Below are 20,347 nucleotides of genomic sequence, written 5' to 3'. Positions count from 1 at the left end.
AAATTCATGAGCATTAAAGCTGAAGAAATCAGTGCTTTAATAAAAAAACAGATTGAGAACTATCAATCTGAGATCGAAGTTAATGATGTGGGTACAGTTATCCAGGTCGGTGACGGTATTGCCCGTGCCCATGGATTAGATAACGTTATGGCTGGTGAGCTAGTTGAATTCTCTAACGGTGTTATGGGTATGGCCCAAAACCTTGAAGAAAACAACGTAGGTATCATCATTCTTGGGCCTTACCAAGAAATTCGTGAAGGTGACGAAGTAAAACGTACAGGACGCATCATGGAAGTTCCTGTAGGTGAAGAGCTTCTTGGCCGTGTAGTTAACCCTCTTGGACAGCCTATCGATGGCAAAGGTCCAATTGCAACTACTAAGACTCGCCCGATCGAACAAAAAGCACCAGGCGTAATGGCGCGTAAATCCGTTCATGAGCCTTTGCAAACAGGTATTAAAGCGATTGACGCTCTTGTGCCAATCGGACGCGGACAACGTGAGCTTATCATCGGTGACCGTCAAACAGGTAAAACAGCTGTAGCGATCGATACGATCCTTAACCAAAAAGATCAAGATATGATCTGTATCTATGTAGCGATCGGACAAAAAGAATCAACAGTTGCGGGCGTTGTAGAAACACTTCGTTCACACGGAGCGCTTGATTACACAATCGTTGTATCAGCATCTGCTTCACAGCCTGCACCAATGTTGTTCCTTGCTCCATATGCTGGGGTATCTATGGCTGAAGAGTTCATGTGGGATGGCAAGCACGTATTGATCATTTATGATGATCTTTCTAAGCAAGCTGCTGCATACCGTGAACTTTCATTGCTGCTTCGCCGTCCTCCAGGCCGCGAAGCTTATCCAGGGGACGTTTTCTACCTTCACTCACGCCTATTAGAGCGTGCAGCGAAGTTGAATGACGAGCTAGGCGGCGGATCAATCACTGCGCTTCCGTTTATCGAAACGCAAGCATCTGACGTATCTGCTTATATCCCAACAAACGTTATCTCGATCACAGACGGACAGATTTTCTTACAATCTGACTTGTTCTTCTCCGGTGTTCGTCCGGCGATTAACGCAGGTATCTCCGTATCTCGTGTAGGGGGAGCAGCGCAAATTAAAGCGATGAGTAAAGTATCTGGTACACTTCGTCTGGATCTTGCTTCATACCGTGAGCTTGAAGCATTTGCTCAGTTCGGTTCTGACCTTGATAAAGCAACTCAAGCAAAACTTAACCGTGGTGCACGTACTGTTGAAGTACTTAAGCAAGGACTTCACAAGCCGCTAAAAGTTGAGCACCAAGTTGCCATCTTGTTTGCATTAACTCGCGGTTACATCGATGATGTAGCTGTAGAAGATGTAAGCCGCTTTGAAGAAGCTCTATACGCACACATGGAAGCAAACTCTAAAGACGTTCTTGATGCAATCAAGACAAAAGGTAAACTTCCAGAAGACGACAGCCTAGACGTAGCAATTCAAGCATTCAAAAAGACATTCGCGTAAGATTTTTTATAAATAGACCCAAAAGCAGAGGTACGGCAAACCCGTACCCTGCAACCAGCTTAATAATAAGGTTTGTTTAAAACTTGGGTTAACAGGTCGGAGTAGTTCAAGGCGACGCAGTTTCGAGGATCGGAATTTAGTTCGCTAAATGAGAACCGGAGAAACAAGTGAACGCAGAAATACGACAGGAATGTTAGCACGAGTTTTAAACCTCCGCTAAAAGGTGGTGGAAAATGAATGGCATTAAAAGATATCAAAGCCCGCATGGACTCAACCAAAAAGACCATGCAGATCACAAAAGCGATGGAGATGGTTTCAGCTGCTAAGCTAAACCGAGCTGAGCAAAATGCACGCGCATTTGGCCCTTACGTGAACAAGATCCAGGAAGTGGTCAGCAGCATCGCATCTGGAAGCAACGCTAAACATTCCATGCTTTTAACACGGCCGGTTAAAAAGACGGGTTACTTCGTCATTACAGCTGACCGTGGATTGGCAGGAGCTTATAACTCAAATATTTTGCGTCACGTTTACCGTACGATTCAAGAGCGTCACAAGTCACCTGACGAGTATGCATTGATCGTAGTCGGTAAAGTCGGTGTAAACTTTTTCAAAAGCCGTAAGATGTCTATATTGGACAGTATTACAGGTGTGGCAGACCAGCCATCCTTTGCTGAAATTAAGGCGATCGCATCGAAGGCAGTCGGTCTTTATACGGACGGTACGTTTGATGAACTTTACATGTATTACAACCATTATGTAAGTGCCATTCAGAGCGATCTGACGGAGAAGAAACTTTTACCGTTAACAGATGTCGCTTCAGGAAAAAAATCAAGTTCTTCTTACGAGTATGAACCATCAGAGGATGAGATCCTCGAAGTGCTTCTTCCTCAATATGCAGAAAGCTTGATCTATGGTGCTTTACTTGATGCTAAAGCAGCCGAGCATGCTTCTCGTATGACAGCGATGAGAAATGCAACGGATAACGCTAATGAACTGATCGGCCAATTGAACCTCTCGTATAACCGTGAGCGTCAGGCAGCCATCACTCAGGAAATTACGGAAATCGTCGGCGGTGTAGCAGCACTTGAATAGACTTTAATAAAAAAAGTCTTAAAGTGCATCATGTGCAAAGTAAGATAGGAGGGAAACCGATGAATAAAGGCTATATTACTCAAATTCTTGGACCGGTCGTTGACGTAAAGTTTGAAGGCCAGCTTCCAGAATTGCTTAACGCTTTAACTGTTAGCGCTGAGGGTGTTGACTTAACACTAGAAGTAGCACTTCACCTTGGTGATAACATGGTTCGTACAATCGCAATGGATTCAACGGATGGTCTTGTTCGTGGGATGGAAATCACAGACACTGGGAAACCGATTTCTGTACCAGTTGGAAGTGCAACACTTGGCCGCGTATTTAACGTAACAGGTGATCACATTGACCTTGGTGAAGCAGTACCGGCAGATGTTCGCCGCGACCCGATTCACCGTTCAGCACCTTCTTTTGAAGAATTAACAACAAAAACTGAGATTCTTGAAACAGGAATCAAGGTAGTTGATCTTATCGCTCCTTACGTAAAAGGTGGAAAAATCGGTCTTTTCGGTGGTGCGGGTGTAGGTAAAACCGTTCTTATCCAGGAGCTAATTAACAACATCGCACAAGAACACGGAGGTATCTCCGTATTCGCAGGTGTTGGTGAACGTACTCGTGAAGGAAATGACCTTTACCACGAGATGAGCGACTCTGGTGTTATCGCAAAAACGGCAATGGTATTCGGACAAATGAACGAGCCTCCTGGAGCACGTGCACGTATCGCTCTTTCTGGTTTGACAATGGCTGAATTCTTCCGTGATGAAGAAGGACAAGACGTTCTTTTCTTCGTAGATAACATCTTCCGTTTCACGCAAGCAGGATCTGAAGTATCTGCCCTTCTTGGCCGTATGCCATCAGCGGTAGGTTACCAGCCGACACTTGCAACTGAAATGGGTCAGCTTCAAGAACGTATCACATCTACGAAAAAAGGTTCAGTAACATCTATCCAAGCCATCTATGTACCTGCCGATGACTATACGGATCCGGCTCCAGCTACAGCGTTTGCTCACTTAGATGCAACAACAAACCTTGAGCGTAAATTAACAGCTATGGGTATCTATCCAGCGGTAGATCCATTGGCATCAACTTCTCGTGCACTTTCTCCTGAAATCGTTGGAGAAGAGCATTACGAAGTAGCACGTAAAGTACAGGCTACTTTACAGCGCTACAAAGAACTTCAAGATATCATCGCGATCCTTGGTATGGACGAGCTTTCAGAAGATGACAAGCTAGTTGTACACCGTGCGCGCCGTATCCAGTTCTTCTTGTCCCAAAACTTCCACGTTGCAGAACAATTTACAGGACAAAAAGGTTCATACGTTCCTGTTAAAGATACAGTTCGTGGATTCAAAGAAATCCTTGAAGGAAAATACGATGATCTTCCGGAATCAGCATTCCATCTCGTAGGCTCTATTGAGGATGCTCTTGAAAAAGCAAAAACTTTGGCCTAATGCCTGAAAGGGGTAAGATTGGATGAAAACCATTCAAGTCAGCGTAGTAACCCCTGATGGTCCTGTGTTTGAAGGAAATGCGAAAATGGTCAGCGCGAAAGCAAAAAGTGGGGAACTTGGAATTCTTCCAGGTCACATCCCTCTTGTAGCTCCTTTAACGATCAGCGCCGTGCGTGTGCACGAGGTTGACGGGAAAACACAATACGTGGCCGTTAGCGGTGGATTTATTGAAGTGCGACCTGAAAAAGTTACAATTTTAGCAGAAGCTGCTGAAGTTGCTGGCGACATCGAGCTGGATCGTGCACGTGCAGCAAAAGAACGTGCCGAACAGCGTCTCGCAGGCAACAAACAAGATGAGCTAGACTCACTTCGTGCAGAGCTTGCACTACAGCGTGCGGTTAACCGTATCGATGTAGCTGCTAAAAGATAATAACTCATATATGAAAAACCCTCTTGCTCATTTAACGTGAGCTGGAGGTTTTTTTGTTTTTGTAGCGTGTCGTTGAGCGTGGTTGGAGTTCGAATCTCCTCAAATGATGTCGACTCGGGAGTATATGGCTCATCTCCGTGAGATTATGGTACTTTTTCGTGAGATTATCAGGAAAACCCGTGAGATTATTGTGATTTCTCGTGAGATTCATGGCTCCAAGTGACGAACAACTCTCCAAAATGACGCTTGGCACCCGCCAAGCTCCCTATTTATGAGCAATTATTCAATGATTCACCAGCAGATCTACGTTTTCAAGACAATTTTTTGCCAAAAATCTTTGCTTTAGTGCGTTTTATTCCATAATGAGACTTGGCATCCGCCAAGTTTTCCTTTTTTCGTTCAACTTTACAAACTTTTTTATCAAAAGTCTTATTCGGCAGCCGCGAAATCATTCTCATAGTGCGAAAACTGTACAATGTCGTAAAACAGGCGTTTTACAAATGATGTTAGTGGGGAAATCTATAAAAAGTGTTCTTTCAATCATCGAACACACTATTGGAGGAACAAATTATGAGTTTTCTTGGCCAATCCATACTCCCGGCAGCAAGAAAAATGCGGGATTTTGAAAAACTGCTTAAAAGCAAATATACATATATCGTTTGTTTGGATACGCATATCAGCCAGCTGAAATTTATGATTTCGATGGCGAACGAGCATGAAAAAAAAGTACTTGTTCATCTGGATCTCATTAATGGATTAAAAGCGAATGAATACGCGGTCGAGTTTTTGGCGCAGGAGATGAAACCGGCAGGGATTATCTCGACTCGTTCCAATTGTATTATCCGTGCAAAAAAGAAGAACATGATTGCGGTACAACGCTTATTTTTACTTGATTCTTTGGCACTTGAGACGAGCTATAAAGTTATTGAAAGGGCACAGCCAGACTATTTAGAGGTTTTGCCTGGCATCATGCCGGAAATAATAAAAGAGGTGCGGAAAGAGGCGGGTATTCCTGTCATTGCGGGGGGACTCATTCGAACAGTGGAAAATGTTACCGAAGCACTTGAAGCCGGGGCTGAAGCAGTCACAACATCAAATCCTCAGCTTTGGATTTAATGTTCTCCTAAAATAATTTGACAACGTTTACATCCTTGGTATAATGGAGACAAGTTCATAAACGTGACGGAGAACATGGAGATTCACAAGAGGTAACTTATAGCAAAACTATAGGTGTCTTTTGCTGGGTCTCTTTCTGTTTTTATGAACACGTTTACAAAAATAAACTATACTACGAAAATATATTTCGTCTGCATAAGGAGGAAAAGTCATGTCAGCATTCATGGGAGAACTAATCGGAACAATGATTTTGATCATATTTGGTGGCGGCGTTGTTGCAAACGTTTCCTTGACTAAATCAAAGGCTGAGGGCGGAGGATGGATTGTCGTCGCCCTTGCATGGGGACTTGCCGTTGCGATGGCTGTTTATGCTGTAGGTAAGTTTAGTGGTGCACATCTTAATCCGGCAGTTACGCTTGGACTTGCCGCAATTGGTGAATTTGCCTGGAGTGACGTTCCAAAATATATAATCGGACAAATGCTTGGCGGAATGCTTGGCGGAATGGTAGTCTACTTCCATTTCCTGCCTCATTGGAAAGCAACCGATGATCCTGCGGTAAAGCTTGGCGTTTTTTCAACTGACCCAGCGATTCCGCATACATTTTCTAATCTATTATCGGAATTTATCGGGACAGCCGTTTTGTTAGTAGGAATCTTATCAATCGGAGCGAATAAATTCACAGACGGACTAAACCCATTGATCGTTGGATTTTTAGTCGTCGCGATTGGGTTATCACTTGGCGGACCAACAGGTTATGCAATCAATCCGGCACGTGACCTTGGCCCGAGAATAGCACATTTTATTTTACCGATACCTGGAAAAGGCGGATCAAACTGGACGTATTCATGGATTCCGGTTGTTGGCCCTGTATTAGGCGGAGTGTTTGGCGCATTATTTTACCAAGCTGTATTTACTGGAAAAGTGACAAATCTTTTTTGGATTTGGACAATCGTTTCACTAGGAATTTTAGGAATTACATTTATGTTAGGAAACAGAGGAACACATGCACTTCCGCATGGAAATAAAATCGAAAACTAAAATACACGAGGAGGTTTTAGTATGGAGAAAAAATACATCATTGCACTCGACCAGGGAACGACAAGTTCAAGAGCTATACTATTTGACAAAGCAGGAGAAGTCGTTGAAATCTCCCAAAAAGAATTTACGCAGCATTTTCCGAAGCCAGGCTGGGTAGAGCACGATCCACAACAAATCTGGGGAACGATCTTGGCCGTTGTGGCAGAAGTCCTTTCCAAAACAGATACGGACCCGAAAGAAATCGCTTCAATCGGAATTACGAATCAGCGCGAAACGACTGTAGTGTGGGATAAGAACACAGGAAAACCAGTCTATAATGCGATTGTATGGCAATCCCGCCAGACGATGGATATTTGTGAAGAGTTAAAAGAACAAGGACACAATGATAAATTCCGCGAAAAAACAGGCTTGCTGATCGATGCTTATTTTTCAGGAACAAAAGTAAAATGGATTCTGGATAACGTAGAAGGAGCAAGAGAAAAAGCGGAAAAAGGGGATCTGTTATTCGGCACGATCGATACGTGGCTCGTATGGAAGCTGACTGGCGGTAAATCACACGTTACAGATTATTCAAACGCTTCACGAACGTTGATGTATAACATTTATGACCTTAAATGGGATGACGAATTGCTTGAGATTTTAGGAGTACCGAAATCGATGCTTCCAGAAGTAAAATCGTCTTCAGAAGTTTATGGGGAAACGATCGACTATCATTTCTTCAACACAAATGTTCCAATCTCAGGAATCGCCGGCGACCAGCAGGCAGCACTGTTCGGTCAAGCTTGCTATGAAAAAGGAATGGCGAAAAACACGTACGGAACAGGCTGCTTCATGCTCATGAACACAGGTGAAAAAGCAGTTCCATCTAAAAACGGATTGCTTACGACGATCGCTTGGGGAATCGATGGCAAAGTAGAATACGCGCTTGAGGGCAGTATCTTTGTAGCCGGTTCTGCGATTCAGTGGCTTCGTGACGGACTTCGCATGCTGAAAAATGCAGCTGACAGTGAACAGTATGCAGAACGCGTTTCATCAACTGATGGTGTATACGTTGTTCCTGCTTTCGTAGGATTAGGAACACCTTACTGGGATTCAGAAGCCCGTGGTGCGATCTTTGGATTAACGCGAGGAACGGAAAAAGAACATTTTATTCGTGCGACACTGGAGTCATTGGCTTATCAAACAAAAGATGTTCTGACAGCGATGGAAGCCGATTCTGGCATCGAGCTTAAAAAATTGCGTGTAGATGGCGGGGCTGTTAAGAATAACTTCCTTATGCAGTTCCAAAGCGATATCTTAGATGTTCCGGTTGAACGTCCTAAGATTAACGAAACGACAGCACTTGGAGCAGCTTACTTAGCAGGTCTAGCTGTAGGTTTCTGGGAAGATCGAAACGAAATCGCAGAAAAGTGGAAAGTAGACAAAGATTTCGACGTAAATATGGAAGAAGAGGAACGCAACGACCTCTATAACGGCTGGAAGAACGCTGTAGAAGCAACTCGTGCTTATAAAAAACAAAAATAAGTATATGACTTGAAAAAGATTGATATTGCGTTATACTATAGTCAAGTTAATATCGGACCGGTTGGAGATCAGGAGAGACCACAAAACCTCGTACAATACATGCGGGGTTCTTGTGGTCTTTTTTTGTACTGTCAATAAGGAATAATTTGTCCGCAGGCAAAGACTGACAGAAGCCAACAGCCAGGTTTTCTTTGTTTGCTGTTAAGATTTACGGGAAAACTACATGTAGCAAATTGACCCCAACGGTTTAAATAGATAAGGAGTGAAGAGAAAATGGCATCAGCATTTTCAACCTATAAAAGACAAGAGACTATACAGAATTTGAAGCAGAAAAAGCTCGATCTGCTTGTAATCGGGGGCGGCGTAACGGGTGCAGGTATTTTATTAGATGCACAAACACGCGGAATGAAAGTAGGACTTGTGGAAATGCAGGATTTTGCTGCGGGTACGTCCAGCCGTTCAACAAAACTCGTCCATGGCGGATTGCGCTATTTAAAACAGTTCGAAATCAAGCTCGTAGCGGAAGTAGGGAAAGAGCGTGCGGTTGTTTATGAAAATGCACCGCATGTAACAACGCCTGAATGGATGCTTCTTCCGATCTATAAAAATGGTACATTCGGTAAATTTTCAACTTCAATCGGTTTGAAAGTATATGACTTTTTAGCAGGTGTAAAACGAAAAGAACGCCGAAAAATGCTTTCAGCTTCAGATACACTGAAGCATGAGCCATTGCTGAAAAAGCGCGGACTATTAGGCGGCGGTTATTATGTAGAGTACAAAACAGACGATGCCCGGCTAACGCTTGAAATTATGAAAGAAGCTGTTTCTCGCGGTGCATCAGCTGTTAACTACACGAAAGTTACAGGCTTTATTTACGACGGTAAAAAAGTAATCGGAGCAAAAGTTCAAGATCAGCTAACAGGTGAAACACATGAGATCTATGCGAAAAAGATCGTCAATGCGACAGGCCCTTGGGTTGACATGCTTCGTGAGGAAGACCGCTCGAAAACGGGAAAAGAAATTCACCATACAAAAGGAATCCACCTTGTCATCGATGGGTCAAAATTCCCGCTGAAGCAAGCTGTTTATTTTGATACAGAAGATGGCCGTATGGCGTTTGCGATTCCTAGAGCAGGAAAAACCTATGTAGGAACAACAGATACGGACTATAAGGGAGACCTTGCGAACCCTGGCATGACAGAAGAAGATTTAAATTATGTGCTGGATGCGATCCACTTTATGTTCCCAGATGTAAAAATTACACGTGATGACGTGGAATCATCATGGTCTGGTCTGCGACCGCTGATCCATGAACCGAAAAAAGGTCCTTCTGAGATCTCGAGAAAGGATGAAGTATTCCATTCGCCGTCAGGCTTGCTGACGATTGCAGGCGGGAAGCTTACTGGATACCGTAAAATGGCTGAAAAAGTAGTGGATATTGTTCGCGATCAGCTTAATGATGAGGATGATACTAAATTCCCGGATTGCCGAACAGAACATATGGAGTTGTCCGGCGGTAAAATGGGCGGCAGCGAAAACTTTGCTGACTTTTTCCGTTCGAAAGTGCAGGAAGGGATAGGCTTAGGGCTAGAAGAAGCGAAGGCAAGCGAGCTTGTTCAGCGTTACGGAACAAACATTGATGTCGTTTACGGATTCTTAAAAGAGCGAGGAGAAGAAGCCAAAGCTTATAACATTCCTAGAAGTTTATATGCATCACTTCTATATGCACTGGATTATGAAATGGCATCAACACCTTCCGACTTTTTAATCCGCCGTATCTCTGCTTTATACTTTGATATCGACACGGTCTACAAATGGAAAGAAGGCGTCATCAACTGTATGGCAGATAAATTGAGCTGGACGGAAGACCAAAAACACGAACATGCTGAAGCGTTTGAAGAGCAGTTAAGACTGTCAATTGAAGCGATGAAAGCGTAGGATGAAAGGGGAGAAAACCTGTAGAGATGCAGGTTTTTTCTTTTTTTCTGATTTTTTATAAACAAAAGGATGTTCCCGCACAATTGATGGGAACATCCTTATTTTTTAATAAATGTAGATTGCTTTAAGTAGTCTGATGGATATTTTTCAAGCAAATAGTGAAGAAAGAGCATCATTTCATTAGGGATATCATCCATCTTTTCAATCTCAGAAGCACTTAATTGATGCAGTAAGGAAAAAAAGTGTTTTTTATCCTCTTCTTCCGCTGATTTTTTAAAATAACCCCAGACATGCTCAAGTGTATTTACCATTGCTTTCACCTGATACGGATTACTTTTGTATTTTGCAATCAGCTGCTGAATCTCCCTATAATCCTCATCAGCCGCAGCGTCCCGCATCTTTCCTTGAATATCCTTATAAAAAGCATAACCCTTTGCCATTATCGTGTATTTCTCGCTGGCCCATTGTAATTCGGTTTCTTTTTTTATAAGAATCACTCCTTAAAAAGGCTTGTATTACATATATACATAAAGAGCAAGTGCAATCAATGAAATGACGATTAATACCGCATAAATAGATGTCAGCCGTACGAGGTTTTCTTTTGTAGAGCTGCTGTATTTCTCATCCTGTGTGCGGGAAATCAAGATTGTGCCCACTAAGCCGCCTATTGAAATCACAACAATTAAAAAATATGCGATCCACCATAAATTCATAATAACTTCCCCCTTACTTTTTCACTTTAATCATACTGCTTATTTTCTAAATAAACCCATTTAGAAATTACAGGATTGTGAACTTTTCTGTAGAAAAATAAGGTAACAATCTTTTTAAAGTGAATATATTCAAAATAGGTTTCATCGACACAAAATTTGGAATTTGTTATAATTAAAGCGGTTTCACAATTTGAAAAATTCTGAGTTTTTATGGGGGTAGTCAGAATGGAGCATTATCATTTATATCAGAATAATTACCTCATCGTGGCCGTATTCCTTTTGTTAGGCATTCTTTTGCCGGCTGTAGCTTTGACAGCAGGCCGTTTCCTGCGTCCTTACAAGCCGTCGAAAGAAAAGTACACCACTTACGAAAGCGGGATCGAACCTTTTCACCAAAGCTGGGTTCAATTTAACGTCCGCTATTATTTGTTTGCGCTCATGTTCGTTATTTTTGATGTTGAGACAGTGTTTTTATATCCATGGGCTGTTGCCTATGACAAACTTGGAATCTTTGCACTTATCGAGATGGCGATCTTCGTCGTTCTATTAACGCTCGGTCTCGTATACGCATGGAAAAAGAAGGTGCTTAAATGGACATAAACTGGGAACTGACAGCAGCTGAACGAGCTGAGCTGGATCGAAACGTATTTATGGTCACGCTCGAACAAGTGAAAGCGTGGGCGCGCAGTAATTCGCTGTGGCCGCTTACGTTCGGGCTTGCATGCTGTGCGATTGAAATGATGGGAACAGGATCTTCACATTATGATTTGGACCGATTCGGAAGTATATTCCGTACGTCTCCAAGACAATCGGATGTCATGATCGTTTCGGGTACAGTAACGAAAAAAATGGCGCCGGTCCTTAAGCGCTTATATGAGCAGATGCCGGAACCAAAATGGGTGATCGCGATGGGATCATGCGCGACAGCAGGCGGTCCTTACATAAAATCATATGCCGTTGTAAAAGGGGTCGATCAGATCGTTCCTGTAGATGTGTACATCCCAGGATGTCCGCCAAACCCAGCCGCACTGATATACGGCATCAATAAACTTCAAGAAAAAATTCGTTATGAAGCAAAGACCGGCAAGAAGGTGATGAGTGAATGACCAAAGAGCGTGATGATCAAAATCCGACAAATGACGGGTTATCAATAGAAGAACAGAAAAAGAAAGCAGCCGCAGAAGCAAAGGCAAAAGCGCTCGAACTCGCCAAACAGCGTAAAGCGGAAAAAGAGGCTGCAAACCCGGAACCTGCTTCAGAACCTGAGCTCACAAAAGAAGAGTTGAAAAAGAAAGCAGCCGCAGAAGCAAAGGCAAAAGCGCTCGAACTCGCCAAACAGCGTAAAGCAGAAAAAGAGGCTGCAAACTCGGAACCTGCTTCAGAACCTGAGCTCACAAAAGAAGAACTGAAGAAAAAAGCAGCTGCAGAAGCGAAGGCAAAAGCACTCGAACTTGCTAAACAGCGTATGGCGGAAAAAGAGGCTGCAAACTCGGAACCTGCTTCAGAACCTGAGCTCACAAAAGAAGAGTTAAAGAAAAAAGCAGCCGCAGAAGCAAAGGCAAAAGCACTCGAGCTTGCTAAACAGCGTATGGCAGAAAAAGAGGCTGACGCTGCTTCAACACCAGACTCTTCTCTAGAAGAGACAGACGATCTCGCGAAGCAAAAAGCTCTCGCAGCCGCAAAGGCGAAAGCTGCCGCTGCCGCGAAAGCAAAGGCCGCCGCAGCTGCAAAAGCTAAAATGCTTAGAGATGCAGGCGAATCAGATACAACAGAAACCGCAGAAGCGGGAGAAGATGAAAAAGCGAAAGCTGCCGCAAAAGCAAAAGCCGCTGCAGCCGCGAAAGCGAAGGCCGCCGCTGCTGCCAAAGCAAAAGCGCTCAGAGACGCAGGCGGAGGAGAAGCCGCAGAAACCGCCGGAGCGGGAGACGACGAAAAAGCAAAAGCGATCGCTGCCGCGAAAGCGAAAGCTGCAGCCGCAGCTAAAGCACGTGCCGCCGCAAATGCGAAAAATGCAGCAGAAGAACCTGCTGAACCAGAGAAACCATCACCTAATCAGCCATTCCTCGACACCTACGTAAAAGTCATCAAAGAGCAACTCGGACCACATGTTTTAGAGGATGCTTATATAAACAAGCTGTCAAAAGACGTGCCAACGCTAGTGGCAAAACCAGAGAGCTATTATAAAATTGCAGATCTATTAAAACACAATGAAGCCCTTCATTTCGACTATCTTTCTGAAATGCACGGTACTGATTTTGAAACGCATTTTGAAGTGTACAACCACTTTTATTCATATGAAAATCGGCAATCTGTCGCATTAAAAGTAAAAATTGATAGAAACAGTGCAACTACCCATTCAATTACCCCGTTATGGGAGGGAGCAAACTGGCCAGAACGCGAAACGTACGATCTATTAGGAATTATTTTTGAAGGTCATCCGAATTTGACGCGCATCATGATGCCGGATGACTGGGTGGGTCATCCGCTTCGAAAAGATTATGAACCGCATGACGTGGAGGTGTAACGTATGATCCGGACAGAAGAAATGCTCCTCAACGTAGGTCCGCAGCACCCGAGTACACACGGTGTTTTCCGGATCGTACTCAAAATTGACGGAGAAACGATTATTGAAGCAACACCTGTAATCGGCTATCTGCACCGCGGAACAGAGAAATTAGCTGAAAATCTGCAATACACGCAGATTATTCCATACACAGACCGCATGGATTATTTAGCGGCGATGACAAACAACTATGTCATCTGTCATGCCGTAGAAACGATGATGAACCTCGAAATTCCGGAACGTGCCGAATTTTTGCGTGTCATCGTGATGGAGCTTGGACGAATCGCAAGTCATCTCGTTTGGTTTGGTACATATTTGCTCGACATCGGCGCGATGAGCCCGTTTTTATATGCGTTTCGTGAACGCGAAGCCATCATTAATATGCTGAACGAGATATGCGGAGCCAGGCTGACGTTCAACTACATGCGTGTCGGCGGCGTGAAATGGGATGCTCCAGAGGGATGGATCGAAAAGGTTCGTGATTTTATTCCTTACATGAGGGAAGAACTTGCTGGTTACCATGACCTCGTTACAGGCAATGAAATCTTTCTGAACCGTGTAAAAGGAATCGGCTATTATTCGAAGGAAGAAGCGCTGAACTTTTCGCTCAGTGGTGCTAACTTGAGATGCACCGGCACACAGTGGGACCTTCGAAAAGATGAGCCGTATTCGATATACAGCCGATTTGATTTTGATGTACCCGTCTTTCATACAGGCGATGCATGGGCGCGTTATCAATGCCGTATGCAGGAAATCGAAGAATCATTAAAAATTTTAGAGCAGGCGGTTGAACAGTTTCCTGAAGAAGGACCCGTCATGGCAAAAGTACCGCGCATCATCAAACCTCCAAAAGGAGAAGCTTTCGTCAGAATCGAATCGCCTCGTGGAGAAATCGGCTGTTACATCGCATCAGAAGGAAAGAAGGAGCCTTACCGCTTAAAGTTCCGCAGACCGTCTTTTTATAACCTGCAGATCCTGCCAAAGCTTTTAGTCGGCGAAAATATTTCCAACTTGATTACGATATTGGGCGGAATCGACATTGTGCTCGGGGAGGTTGACGGCTAATGATGCAAGACCTTTTACACGCACAGCCCGGGTGGATGCACGTTGCGATTTTTTTTGCGCTTGGTGCTGCTCTTTTGATGACGGTTTTAGGCTTCGTAACGTACGCCATCTTAGCAGAGCGGAAAGTGCTCGGGTTCATGCAGATGCGTACCGGTCCAAACCGTGTTGGCGGAAAATACGCGCTGCTCCAGACCGTTGCTGACGTTTTTAAATTATTAATAAAAGAAGACACCATTCCGAAGCTTGCTGACCGGCCGCTCTTTATTTTAGCTCCTGTACTCGCTTTTGCACCTGCGTTCATGGTGCTTGCGACGATTCCTTTTTCAAAGAACATGCAGTTCGCGGACCTTGGAGTCGGACTTCTGTATTACGTAGCGATCTCCGGGATATCGACAATCGGAATATTAATGGGTGGCTGGGCTTCCAACAATAAGTATTCATTGCTAGGCGGCATGCGTTCTGCAGCACAGATGATCTCATACGAAATTCCGCTCGTCATCTCAGTAATCGGCGTCATTTTGTTTGCAGGCAGCTTGAACTTAAACGACATTGTGGCCGGACAGCAAAACATCGCCTATATCTTTTTAACACCAATCGGCTTTATCGTCTTTTTGATTTCTTCAATCGCAGAATTGAACCGTACGCCGTTTGACTTGCCAGAAGCAGAATCAGAGCTAGTAGCGGGATACCATGTCGAGTACTCCGGCTTCCGCTGGGCGTTCTTCATGCTCACAGAGTATGTGTATCTGTTCGCGATGGCATCACTGACAACTGTCTTATTCTTGGGCGGCTGGAATCCGATTCCGTTTTTAGGCTTTATTCCAGGTGTGATCTGGTTCGGCCTAAAGTTCAGCATCGTCGTATTTTTTATGATCTGGATCCGCGGAACACTGCCGCGAATGCGTGCCGATCAACTGATGGGCTTCGCGTGGAAAGTACTGCTTCCACTAGCCTTATTAAACATTTTTGTCAGTGCAGCTGTAAAAGAACTGTTTTTATAGGTTGTTCTATTAAAGCTGTCTCCCAAAAAGGTTGTTCACTAACCGTCTATTTGGTTTTAAGACTTCATCGACAAGTTAATAGGAGTGTAAGGTGCGAGACTCCTGCGGGACAGGTGGGCAGGTGAGACACTTAAAAGTGAAACGTTCGAATGTGGCTCACCGCCTGCCCTGCGGAAAGCGAACAGCCTAAAACGGATATCAATTTCTCTCAAAGCTGCAACGAAAGACCAAAGCTCAAGGAGCGTGATCAGAAGATGAAAGGTCTTGTAAAAGGATTAGGTTATACCGTTAAAAACCTAACAAAACAAAACATCACAACAAGCTACCCGGATGTGCCGATCAACATGCCAGACCGTTTTCGCGGCATACAAAAGTTTTATCCCGAAAAATGCATCGTCTGCAACCAATGCGCGCAAATTTGCCCGACAGATTGCATTCAGTTAACAGGCAAGCCGCACCCAGACCCCGCAAAAAAAGGGAAAATTATCGACACGTACGATATTAATTTCGAGATCTGCATTTTGTGCGACTTGTGTACCGAAGTTTGCCCGACAGAAGCAATCGTCATGACGAACCAGTTCGAACTTGCTGAATACAGCCGTGACGAGCTATTTAAAAATCTCGAGTGGCTCGATGAAAACGATGAAAACATTCGAAAGGAGAACAAAGCATGACAGGTGAAATGATTGCTTTTTTCCTGCTCGCGCTTACAGCCATTGCCGGCGGTGTTCTCCTGATCAACTTAACGAATGTCGTACACATGGTTGTCGCGCTTATTTTTACATTTCTTGCGATAGCAGGAATTTATATTACGTTATCCGCCGAATTTGTAGGAGTCGTGCAAGTGCTGATCTATTCTGGGGCAATAACGATTTTAATGCTGTTTGGAATCATGCTCACAAAGCATCAGGAACAAGAAAAGAAGACACCTCGATTAAAAGTGTGGCTGACTGCTCTGACGATCGGACTTTTTTTCCTCATCATGTACGGAAAGATTAAAGATCTTAATTTTGGCCAGCAAAATGTCGAGCTGCACGTGGATAATACGAAGAAAATCGGGGTGGAGCTCTACTCCCATTATGTGATTCCGTTTGAACTGACGTCTGTATTACTTTTAGTGGCATTGATCGGAGCTATCATTCTAGCAAAAAGGGATGCAGATGACGAAAAGGGGGCAAAGAAATGAGCAGTGTTCCATTGACGGCTTACTTGATGCTTGCCTTGATACTGTTTTGTATCGGCTTGTTCGGTGCACTCACGAAACGAAACGCAGTTATCGTTTTAATTTCGATCGAATTGATGCTGAATGCCGTGAATATTAATTTAGTAGCTTTTGCAAAATACTCGTTATTCCCAGGGTTAAAGGGACAAATTTTCGCTTTGTTTACCATTACAGTTGCGGCGGCTGAAGCAGCTGTCGGACTGGCGATCTTAATTGCGCTCTACCGCAATAGACAGACGGTAAATGTGGACGAAATGGACACGATGAAGCGGTAGGAGAGGAGATAGCGAAATGTTGCAGATGAGTTGGCTTATACCGTTGTTCCCGCTTTTATCCTTCATTTTATTATTGCTTTTTAGAAAATCCGTGAAAGAAAGCACCGCTTGGATTGGTGTTTTATTAACCTGGCTTTCACTCGTCCTGTCGATCGGCGTGTTTTTAGCGGTATGGCATGGCGGCGGGATAAAAGTAGAGGGAACTTGGTTTCAATTAGGAAAGAAAATGATAACGATGGGTTATGAAGTGAATCCACTTAATGCACTCATGCTCGTCATCGTTTCACTTGTCAGTTTCCTCGTTCACATCTATTCCAAAGGGTACATGCATGGCGACGAGCGCTTTCCTGTATTTTTTGCTTATTTAGGACTGTTTTCGTTTGCGATGCTAGGGTTAGTACTCTCTCCGAATCTATTGCAGTTATATATGTTTTGGGAGCTTGTTGGATTAGGGTCGTTTCTATTAATCGGATTCTACTATTTCAAACCAGAGGCGAAGGCAGCAGCTAAAAAAGCCTTTATCATGACACGGATTGGTGACGTTGGTCTGTTTATCGGAATGGTTTTGCTATTTTGGCAGGCTGGCAGTTTCGAATACGACGAAATTTTCGCGTCTATAAAAAACGGAGAAATTGCACAGAACATGCTGACGTTAACAGCGGTCTGTATTTTTGTAGGAGCGGTCGGAAAATCAGGTCAGCTCCCGCTTCATACATGGCTTCCTGACGCGATGGAAGGTCCGACGCCGGTTTCTGCTCTCATCCATGCAGCTACGATGGTAGCGGCAGGGGTTTACTTAGTCGCGACAATGTATCCATTGTTTCAAGCATCACATACGGCATTGACGATCGTTGCTGTAGTTGGCGGAGTGACAGCTATATTTGCAGCATCAGTCGGTTTGATGCAAAAAGACATTAAACGCGTGCTGGCGTATTCGACGGTCAGCCAGCTAGGCTACATGATGCTATCACTTGGAGCGTCAGGCTATGTGGCGGGTGTGTTTCATTTAACAACACATGCGTTCTTTAAAGCGCTGCTATTCTTAGCAGCAGGAAGTGTCATTCATGCAGTACATACACAGAACATTGAGGAAATGGGCGGGCTTTGGAAAAAGCTGAAGTTGACGGGACCTCTCTTTTTAATCGGTGCCCTCGCAATCTCCGGCGTCCCCCTTTTATCAGGATTTTTCAGTAAAGATGAAATTTTAGCGAGCACATATGCAGACGGCAAGTACGGACTGTTTTGGCTAGCGGTTATCGCAGCATTCATGACCGCGTTCTATATGTTCCGCTTATTTTTCCTTGTTTTTACCGGAGAACCGCGTTCAACAGAACATTCGAACGTGAAAAATGTTCACGAATCACCAAGCGTCATGACGTTTCCGATGATTGTCCTGGGACTTCTTGCAATTGTAGCCGGTTATGTGAACACATCTTGGTTTGGGACTTTTTTAACAGATTACTTAGCGCAAGGTCCAGTCGATCTTTCGCACGCTGAACATCATACACCTGTCTGGATACCGTTTGTGGCAACAGGCGTGGCTCTTTTAGGCATTCTGCTCGCTTACTTAATCTATCAGAAGAAAACAATCTCGAGAGATTGGCTTACGCGGGTACTGCCGAGTCTTTCTGACGCTGTCTATAACAAATGGTACGTGGATGAAGGATATGATCAAACGGTCGTCAAAGGAACTCGGGGACTCAGTAAGCTCGGTGTACTTTTTGACCGATATGTTGTTGAAGGGCTTGTTTCGGCCGTTACAGCATCTGTTAGGTCTTTGAGCAAATTCGGCTCGCGCATGCAAGACGGCCAGGTTCAATCTTATGGAACATTTGCGATTTTTGGCATCGTCCTTTTATTGCTGATCGTGGCATTGACAGGGGGGTATTTCTCATGAATACATGGCTTTTAACGATATTGATTTTCTCCCCCTTATTAGGAGTACTCGTCCTATTATTCATACCTTCTAGCGATGAGAAATCAATCAAAACGATCGGTGTTTTAGGAACGCTGTTCGTGCTGGGTACGGCATTGGTCACATTATCGGCGTTCGACATAAAAGGTTCAGATCTGCAGCTGACAGAAACGTATCGCTGGATTTCATATGAAGTGTTTCAGTCAAAAGGAGAAGTGAGCTACCCGATTTTGTATGAAGTCGGAATCAACGGACTTTCAATGGTGCTCATTCTTTTGACCGCAGTCGTCAGTTTGCTCGCGGCTATCGCTTCTTTCTCGATTAAGCAAAACTGGAAAAGTTATTTCATTCTGTTTTTCATTTTAGAAGTCGGGATGCTTGGTGTTTTTGCCTCTCAAAACTTATTCCTTTTCTTTATTTTCTTTGAACTCACACTGATTCCGATGTTTTTCCTGATCGGGCGCTGGGGCTATTTAGAAAAAGAAAAAGCGGCATACAGCTTTTTAATTTATAACGGAATTGGATCGGCGATTTTATTGATTGTTTTCGTGGTCCTGTTTATGAAGACGGGTACGATGAATTTTGACAGACTGGCAGAAACGTTAGCATTGCCACAGGCTCAGCTGGATCAAATGTTTATTACGAAATCATTTAAAATGGGCATGCTGATCGCGCTTCTGATCGCATTTGCAGTGAAACTTCCCGTCGCTCCGTTACATAGCTGGATGGTGCGCGTTCACGTTCAAGCGCCGCCTGCGATTGTAATGATCCACTCTGGAATTCTTTTGAAAATCGGAGCATACGGATTAATCCGCTTTGGGGCAGGAATGTTTCCAAAGGAATTTCATTCTTTAGCTTTTGTGATCGGCCTTTTCGGCGTTATCAACTTGCTTTACGGTGCATTTATTGCGATCAATCAAACAGATTTCAAACGCGTTCTCGCCTATTCCTCCGTCTCACATATGGGAATTGTGCTGATTGGGCTTGCGGCGCTAAACGACGCAGGTGTAACGGGAGCCGTTTTCCAAGTCGTCTCGCACGGTCTCATTTCTGCCCTGCTGTTTTTCTTAGTTGGTGCATTATATGAGCGGTCAGGAACTTCTGAGCTGAAGGCATTTGGAGGACTGGCGAAAAACATGCCGATACTCGCAGGTGTTCTTTTAGCGGGAGGTCTCGCTTCATTAGGACTCCCTGGGATGAGCGGCTTTATTAGTGAGTTCATGGCATTTTTAGGATTGTTTCATAAAATGCCGATTTTGGCAGCAGTCGGAACGCTAGGTCTTATCTTAACGGCTGTATACGTGCTGCGGGCGGTAATGGCGATCACGTTCGGGTCAGAAAATGAGCAGCAATCCGGCTATCCTGATTTATCTTCGGCAGAGCGAATCCCAGCGTTTGTTTTACTGACGGTGATTCTTTTTATCGGAATTTATCCTGCTTGGTTAAGCGACATGCTCCGTCCAGCATTAGATGCCATTCTGCTAGGGTTAGGGGGCTAAT

The 20,347-nt window shown here is 44.1% G+C and carries 20 protein-coding genes; 18 read left to right on the top strand and 2 right to left on the bottom strand.

The window, feature by feature from the left end; all coding sequences use genetic code 11:
* The first annotated feature begins 6 nt into the window (after positions 1-6).
* From atpA to J2X07_RS12280, 8 genes are all read left to right on the top strand, one after another.
* The gene (gene atpA / locus J2X07_RS12315; RefSeq protein WP_310259002.1) at positions 7-1,506 is read left to right on the top strand and encodes a F0F1 ATP synthase subunit alpha; all 1,500 of its coding nucleotides are present in this window, start codon (positions 7-9) and stop codon (positions 1,504-1,506) included.
* A 237-nt stretch (positions 1,507-1,743) separates the two neighbouring features.
* A complete protein-coding gene (atpG, locus tag J2X07_RS12310) occupies positions 1,744-2,598 on the top strand; it encodes an ATP synthase F1 subunit gamma (protein WP_310259001.1) in 855 nt (284 codons plus the stop codon).
* Between the two features lie 59 nt (positions 2,599-2,657).
* Positions 2,658-4,046 carry a F0F1 ATP synthase subunit beta gene (gene atpD, locus J2X07_RS12305; RefSeq protein ID WP_310259000.1) on the top strand — a complete coding sequence of 463 codons (1,389 nt, stop codon included), beginning with the start codon at positions 2,658-2,660 and terminating at the stop codon, positions 4,044-4,046.
* Positions 4,047-4,068: 22 nt separating this feature from the next.
* Complete coding sequence (locus J2X07_RS12300; protein WP_310258999.1) at positions 4,069-4,476, top strand: F0F1 ATP synthase subunit epsilon; 408 nt, start codon at positions 4,069-4,071, stop codon at positions 4,474-4,476.
* A 570-nt stretch (positions 4,477-5,046) separates the two neighbouring features.
* Positions 5,047-5,592 carry a glycerol-3-phosphate responsive antiterminator gene (locus J2X07_RS12295; protein WP_310258998.1) on the top strand — a complete coding sequence of 182 codons (546 nt, stop codon included), beginning with the start codon at positions 5,047-5,049 and terminating at the stop codon, positions 5,590-5,592.
* Positions 5,593-5,803: 211 nt separating this feature from the next.
* On the top strand, positions 5,804-6,631 hold the full coding sequence (locus J2X07_RS12290) for an MIP/aquaporin family protein (protein WP_310258997.1): 828 nt from the start codon (positions 5,804-5,806) through the stop codon (positions 6,629-6,631).
* Between the two features lie 21 nt (positions 6,632-6,652).
* Positions 6,653-8,155, top strand: coding sequence for a glycerol kinase GlpK (gene glpK, locus J2X07_RS12285; protein WP_310258996.1), 1,503 nt, complete (start codon positions 6,653-6,655; stop codon positions 8,153-8,155).
* 273 nt (positions 8,156-8,428) lie between these two features.
* Complete coding sequence (locus tag J2X07_RS12280; RefSeq protein WP_310258995.1) at positions 8,429-10,093, top strand: glycerol-3-phosphate dehydrogenase/oxidase; 1,665 nt, start codon at positions 8,429-8,431, stop codon at positions 10,091-10,093.
* 98 nt (positions 10,094-10,191) lie between these two features.
* Here J2X07_RS12280 and J2X07_RS12275 read toward each other — a convergent pair whose 3' ends face one another.
* Positions 10,192-10,533 carry a DUF1722 domain-containing protein gene (locus J2X07_RS12275; RefSeq protein WP_310258994.1) on the bottom strand — a complete coding sequence of 114 codons (342 nt, stop codon included), beginning with the start codon at positions 10,531-10,533 and terminating at the stop codon, positions 10,192-10,194.
* A gap of 75 nt (positions 10,534-10,608) precedes the next feature.
* Positions 10,609-10,806, bottom strand: coding sequence for a hypothetical protein (locus J2X07_RS12270; protein ID WP_310258993.1), 198 nt, complete (start codon positions 10,804-10,806; stop codon positions 10,609-10,611).
* 225 nt (positions 10,807-11,031) lie between these two features.
* Here J2X07_RS12270 and J2X07_RS12265 point away from each other — a divergent pair, with 225 nt between their 5' ends.
* The 10 genes from J2X07_RS12265 to J2X07_RS12220 all read left to right on the top strand — a co-directional run bounded on the left by J2X07_RS12265 (position 11,032) and on the right by J2X07_RS12220 (position 20,346).
* The gene (locus tag J2X07_RS12265; RefSeq protein ID WP_310258992.1) at positions 11,032-11,406 is read left to right on the top strand and encodes an NADH-quinone oxidoreductase subunit A; all 375 of its coding nucleotides are present in this window, start codon (positions 11,032-11,034) and stop codon (positions 11,404-11,406) included.
* Positions 11,397-11,912, top strand: coding sequence for a NuoB/complex I 20 kDa subunit family protein (locus tag J2X07_RS12260; protein ID WP_310258991.1), 516 nt, complete (start codon positions 11,397-11,399; stop codon positions 11,910-11,912). The genes J2X07_RS12265 and J2X07_RS12260 overlap by 10 nt, the downstream gene beginning before the upstream one ends.
* The gene (locus J2X07_RS12255) at positions 11,909-13,330 is read left to right on the top strand and encodes an NADH-quinone oxidoreductase subunit C (RefSeq protein WP_310258990.1); all 1,422 of its coding nucleotides are present in this window, start codon (positions 11,909-11,911) and stop codon (positions 13,328-13,330) included. The genes J2X07_RS12260 and J2X07_RS12255 overlap by 4 nt, the downstream gene beginning before the upstream one ends.
* A gap of 3 nt (positions 13,331-13,333) precedes the next feature.
* Positions 13,334-14,434, top strand: coding sequence for an NADH-quinone oxidoreductase subunit D (locus J2X07_RS12250; protein WP_310258989.1), 1,101 nt, complete (start codon positions 13,334-13,336; stop codon positions 14,432-14,434).
* Complete coding sequence (gene nuoH / locus J2X07_RS12245) at positions 14,434-15,435, top strand: NADH-quinone oxidoreductase subunit NuoH (protein ID WP_310258988.1); 1,002 nt, start codon at positions 14,434-14,436, stop codon at positions 15,433-15,435. The genes J2X07_RS12250 and nuoH overlap by 1 nt, the downstream gene beginning before the upstream one ends.
* Positions 15,436-15,689: 254 nt before the next feature.
* Positions 15,690-16,109, top strand: a complete 420-nt coding sequence (nuoI, locus tag J2X07_RS12240; RefSeq protein ID WP_310258987.1) for an NADH-quinone oxidoreductase subunit NuoI — start codon at positions 15,690-15,692, stop codon at positions 16,107-16,109.
* Positions 16,106-16,621 carry an NADH-quinone oxidoreductase subunit J gene (locus tag J2X07_RS12235; RefSeq protein WP_310258986.1) on the top strand — a complete coding sequence of 172 codons (516 nt, stop codon included), beginning with the start codon at positions 16,106-16,108 and terminating at the stop codon, positions 16,619-16,621. The genes nuoI and J2X07_RS12235 overlap by 4 nt, the downstream gene beginning before the upstream one ends.
* Complete coding sequence (gene nuoK / locus J2X07_RS12230; RefSeq protein ID WP_310258985.1) at positions 16,618-16,932, top strand: NADH-quinone oxidoreductase subunit NuoK; 315 nt, start codon at positions 16,618-16,620, stop codon at positions 16,930-16,932. The genes J2X07_RS12235 and nuoK overlap by 4 nt, the downstream gene beginning before the upstream one ends.
* Before the next feature lie 16 nt (positions 16,933-16,948).
* Positions 16,949-18,829: an NADH-quinone oxidoreductase subunit L gene (gene nuoL, locus J2X07_RS12225; RefSeq protein WP_310258984.1), complete on the top strand. Its 1,881-nt coding sequence runs from the start codon at positions 16,949-16,951 to the stop codon at positions 18,827-18,829.
* Entirely contained in the window at positions 18,826-20,346 is a 1,521-nt protein-coding gene (locus J2X07_RS12220) for a complex I subunit 4 family protein (protein WP_310258983.1), read from the top strand. The genes nuoL and J2X07_RS12220 overlap by 4 nt, the downstream gene beginning before the upstream one ends.
* The last annotated feature ends 1 nt before the right edge of the window (position 20,347 follow it).

The sequence above is a fragment of the Fictibacillus barbaricus genome (genome assembly GCF_031457135.1).
GTDB classification, from domain to species: Bacteria; Bacillota; Bacilli; order Bacillales; family Fictibacillaceae; genus Fictibacillus; species Fictibacillus barbaricus_A.
This window is presented reverse-complemented; position numbering and strand designations above follow the sequence as displayed.

Coding starts and splice junctions, on each gene's coding strand:
- atpA (WP_310259002.1), top strand. CDS start 7: ATGAGCATTAAAGCTGAAGAAATCAGTGCTTTAATAAAAAAACAGATT.
- atpG (WP_310259001.1), top strand. CDS start 1,744: ATGGCATTAAAAGATATCAAAGCCCGCATGGACTCAACCAAAAAGACC.
- atpD (WP_310259000.1), top strand. CDS start 2,658: ATGAATAAAGGCTATATTACTCAAATTCTTGGACCGGTCGTTGACGTA.
- J2X07_RS12300 (WP_310258999.1), top strand. CDS start 4,069: ATGAAAACCATTCAAGTCAGCGTAGTAACCCCTGATGGTCCTGTGTTT.
- J2X07_RS12295 (WP_310258998.1), top strand. CDS start 5,047: ATGAGTTTTCTTGGCCAATCCATACTCCCGGCAGCAAGAAAAATGCGG.
- J2X07_RS12290 (WP_310258997.1), top strand. CDS start 5,804: ATGTCAGCATTCATGGGAGAACTAATCGGAACAATGATTTTGATCATA.
- glpK (WP_310258996.1), top strand. CDS start 6,653: ATGGAGAAAAAATACATCATTGCACTCGACCAGGGAACGACAAGTTCA.
- J2X07_RS12280 (WP_310258995.1), top strand. CDS start 8,429: ATGGCATCAGCATTTTCAACCTATAAAAGACAAGAGACTATACAGAAT.
- J2X07_RS12275 (WP_310258994.1), bottom strand. CDS start 10,533: ATGGCAAAGGGTTATGCTTTTTATAAGGATATTCAAGGAAAGATGCGG.
- J2X07_RS12270 (WP_310258993.1), bottom strand. CDS start 10,806: ATGAATTTATGGTGGATCGCATATTTTTTAATTGTTGTGATTTCAATA.
- J2X07_RS12265 (WP_310258992.1), top strand. CDS start 11,032: ATGGAGCATTATCATTTATATCAGAATAATTACCTCATCGTGGCCGTA.
- J2X07_RS12260 (WP_310258991.1), top strand. CDS start 11,397: ATGGACATAAACTGGGAACTGACAGCAGCTGAACGAGCTGAGCTGGAT.
- J2X07_RS12255 (WP_310258990.1), top strand. CDS start 11,909: ATGACCAAAGAGCGTGATGATCAAAATCCGACAAATGACGGGTTATCA.
- J2X07_RS12250 (WP_310258989.1), top strand. CDS start 13,334: ATGATCCGGACAGAAGAAATGCTCCTCAACGTAGGTCCGCAGCACCCG.
- nuoH (WP_310258988.1), top strand. CDS start 14,434: ATGATGCAAGACCTTTTACACGCACAGCCCGGGTGGATGCACGTTGCG.
- nuoI (WP_310258987.1), top strand. CDS start 15,690: ATGAAAGGTCTTGTAAAAGGATTAGGTTATACCGTTAAAAACCTAACA.
- J2X07_RS12235 (WP_310258986.1), top strand. CDS start 16,106: ATGACAGGTGAAATGATTGCTTTTTTCCTGCTCGCGCTTACAGCCATT.
- nuoK (WP_310258985.1), top strand. CDS start 16,618: ATGAGCAGTGTTCCATTGACGGCTTACTTGATGCTTGCCTTGATACTG.
- nuoL (WP_310258984.1), top strand. CDS start 16,949: ATGTTGCAGATGAGTTGGCTTATACCGTTGTTCCCGCTTTTATCCTTC.
- J2X07_RS12220 (WP_310258983.1), top strand. CDS start 18,826: ATGAATACATGGCTTTTAACGATATTGATTTTCTCCCCCTTATTAGGA.